This is a genomic window from Mesorhizobium sp. M2A.F.Ca.ET.042.01.1.1, assembly GCF_003997405.1.
Taxonomy (GTDB): Bacteria; Pseudomonadota; Alphaproteobacteria; order Rhizobiales; family Rhizobiaceae; genus Mesorhizobium.
Genome location: NZ_RZRX01000424.1, coordinates 1 through 3,188 on the forward strand (window position 1 = coordinate 1; position 3,188 = coordinate 3,188).

At 63.1% G+C, this 3,188-nt stretch carries 4 protein-coding genes; all 4 read left to right on the plus strand.

Annotated features, from left to right (window positions below):
• Positions 1-182 precede the first annotated feature (182 nt).
• Complete coding sequence (locus EOA23_RS33045) at positions 183-893, plus strand: SDR family oxidoreductase (RefSeq protein ID WP_127307149.1); 711 nt, start codon at positions 183-185, stop codon at positions 891-893.
• 11 nt (positions 894-904) lie between these two features.
• Positions 905-1,654 carry an SDR family oxidoreductase gene (locus EOA23_RS33050; RefSeq protein WP_127307150.1) on the plus strand — a complete coding sequence of 250 codons (750 nt, stop codon included), beginning with the start codon at positions 905-907 and terminating at the stop codon, positions 1,652-1,654.
• Positions 1,655-1,734: 80 nt separating this feature from the next.
• Complete coding sequence (locus EOA23_RS33055; RefSeq protein ID WP_127307151.1) at positions 1,735-2,682, plus strand: LysR substrate-binding domain-containing protein; 948 nt, start codon at positions 1,735-1,737, stop codon at positions 2,680-2,682.
• Between the two features lie 177 nt (positions 2,683-2,859).
• Positions 2,860-3,188 (plus strand): hydantoinase/oxoprolinase N-terminal domain-containing protein (locus tag EOA23_RS33060; protein ID WP_281058783.1); only part of this gene is annotated, 329 nt, incomplete at its 3' end.

Sequence of the window (3,188 nt, forward strand, 5' to 3'; positions counted from 1 at the left end):
GCATTGTATTTCTTTGCTTTACGGCGTTGAAAATGACGCAGGCGGCGTGGAACGTTTCAAACGCCACACCAGCTTTCGAAAGTTTATCTTTCCTTTTTGCTGGTTTTCTTGGTTTCGCGGCGCTGGCCCGCGCCGCAGACTGAAATCCAGGCAAATGGGAAGCCGCAAATGGGGAAGCCGAAGTGACGACAACCTTCATCACCGGGGCGACGAGCGGCATAGGACGGGCGATGGCGATCGCGCTCAGCGACGCCGGCTATGAGGTCTACGCGGTCGGCCGCAGCCAGGCGGCGCTGAAGGACTTGCAGGCCGAGCGTCCGGGCATCGTGCCGATCGCCGTCGACGTCACCGACCGCGAGGCGCTGGAATTGGTGCTGGCGGATCTCACCATCGATGTGCTGATCAACAACGCCGGCATCATGCCGCCGCTCGGCAATTTCGCCGACATGAAGATTGCCGACATCGACGCAACGCTGGAGGTGAACCTCATTGCGGCGATCCTGCTCACCCGCCTCGTCGTGCCGCAGATGCGCGAGCGGCAGTCGGGCCATATCCTGTTCACCGGCTCCGTCGCCGGCCACGCGGCATTTTCCAACATCGCCGTCTACGCAGCCACCAAGGCGGCGATCTCCGGCTTTGCCGGTGCGCTGCGCGCCGACCTCTCCCCCTCCGGCATACGCGTCACCGAGATCGTCGCCGGCCGCGTCGAGACGCGGCTCTACCAGGATATCCTCGACGCCAAGGCGCGCGCCGCCATGTACGCCAGCAAGGTGGTGCAGCCCGATGACGTGGCAAAGATGGTCGTCGCCGTGCTCGCGTTGCCGGCGTGGGCCGACGTCACCCGTTTCGACATCATGCCGACATGGCCGACTTCGCCGAGCGGCACCAAGTAAGGGATAGTGGAATGAAGGATCTTTCCGTTCTGATCGTTGGCGGCGGCGCCGGCCTCGGCGCCCTCCTGGCCAAGATGGCTGTCGAGGCCGCGGCGGCAAAGATCGGCATCATCGACATCAACCAGGAAGCGGCGGAAAGCGCGCTCGATCCGGCAACGGCCAAGGGCCTGCCGACGGCGGCTGCCGCATGCGACATCCAGATCGGCCCGCAATGCCATGCCGCCTTCGATGCTATCGCGGCCAAGCTCGGGCGCGTCGACACGCTGATCAACTGCGCCGCGATCTATCCGCGCCGCCCGCTGCTCGAGATCACCGACGCCGATTGGGACGCCTCCAACGGCATCAACATCAAAGGCACCTACCACATGATGGTGGCCGCGGTTCGCCATATGCAGACGCAAGAGCCGAGAGCCCAGGTGCGCGGCCGCATCGTCAATCTGACCTCGGTCGACGCCTTCAAGGCGCATCCTCAGAACGCCCACTATGCCGCGACCAAGGCAGCCGTCGTCAGCCTGACCCGGTCCTTCGCGCATCACGTGGCGAAGGACGGCATCCTGGTGAACTCCGTGGCGCCGGCCGGCATGGCCACGGAGAAGGCCAAAGCGCTCGGCTTCCTGGAAGAACTGGCCAAGGCAAGCCCGCTCGGGCGCGGCGCCGAGCCGACGGAAATCGCTGAATGGGTGTTGATGACCGGCGGCCCGAAGAACACATATATGACCGGCGAAAACGTCATTGTTTCAGGTGGTTACATCTACGCTTAGAATCATTTCGGCAGCCAGCGACTGTTGCGGTTTGGCAGCGCATGATCAACGGGTCTCGAACGGAAGGAGGCGGATTTACGATGAGCGGCAAGCTTCGCCTTCCTTCGCTCAATGCGCTTCGCGTCTTCCACGCCGTCGCGCAGCACAAGAGCTTTAGGCAGGCGGCCGACGAGCTTCTGGTCACGCCGCAGGCCGTCGGCCAGCAGATCAAGCTGTTGGAAGACACGCTGCAGGTGACGCTGTTCGAGCGCAAGGGCCGCTCGATCGAACTGACCGAGCAGGCGATCCTTCTTTCGCACTACGTGAAGGTCGGCTTCGACGAATTTTCCGAAGGCGTTCGCCGCGTCACCAAGTCGAACTACCGCGACCGCATCAACCTCAATGCCAGTCCCTATTTCGCCACGCATTACCTGCTGCCGAGGCTGTCGCTGTTCCGTGAGATCCTGCCTGGCGCCGACCTGCGCCTGACGACGATGGTCGACCTGCCCGACTTCGGTCGCGACGACATCGACATGACGGTGCAGTGGGGCTATGGCAACTGGCCGGACTATGATGTGACGCTCCTGGTGCCGGACCCGAAGATCATCTGCTGCACGCCGGCGATCGGGGAGAAGATCAAGTCGCCGCAGGATCTGACGAAGCTCACGTTGCTCGACACGGTCAAGTCGAAGCGACTGTGGCCGGACATATTGCGGCACCTGGGCGTGGAGCTGACCGACGGCGACCGCAGCGTCAGCTTCGACGATGCGGCGACGATGCGCCGGGCGACCCTGCAAGGCATCGGTGTCGGCCTGGTCTCCGTGATCGACGCCGAGGAGGATTTCCGCTCCGGCGCCCTGGTCGCGCCGATCGGCCGCGACGCCATTGCCGATATGCGGCCGGAGGAAGTCCCTGGCTTCTACCTTGTGGTCCCGCGCGGGCATCTGCGCGTCAAGGCGGTGGCCGCGCTTCATCGATGGCTGGCCCAGCAAGACTGGCGCAGCGACCTCAAGGTTTCCTTGCCGAAACCGACTCCGCTTTCGGACTGACAAGTGCCGCGAGACAAGTCTTCCAACCTGGGAGACAGTAAAGAAGAACTTTCGAATGAGCCGCATTTCTTGATTTCGCACTTGCCCGCTGGAGTGCAGATATAAGCCGAAAGGCAAGCCCGGTTCGCTTGCCGCCGAAATGCGCGACGTAGCACTCGCTTCGCAGAAGGCCAAGGCATGACCTCCCGAGCAGATGACATCCGCCTTGGCGCGGACATTGGCGGCACCTTCACCGACATCGCGCTCGATGTCAGGGGAAAGATGTTTTCAACCAAGGTGCTGACCAATTATGCCGCGCCAGAGCAGGCGATCCTCGACGGCATCGACGCGGTCATCCGCGATGCCGGCATTTCGGCGGCCGAGATCGGCATCATCATCCACGGCACGACGCTCGCCACCAACGCGCTGATCGAGCGGCGCGGGGCGAAAACCGCTCTGGTCACGACCGAAGGTTTTCGCGATGTCATCGAGATGCGCACGGAAAGCCGCTTCGAGCAGTATGATCT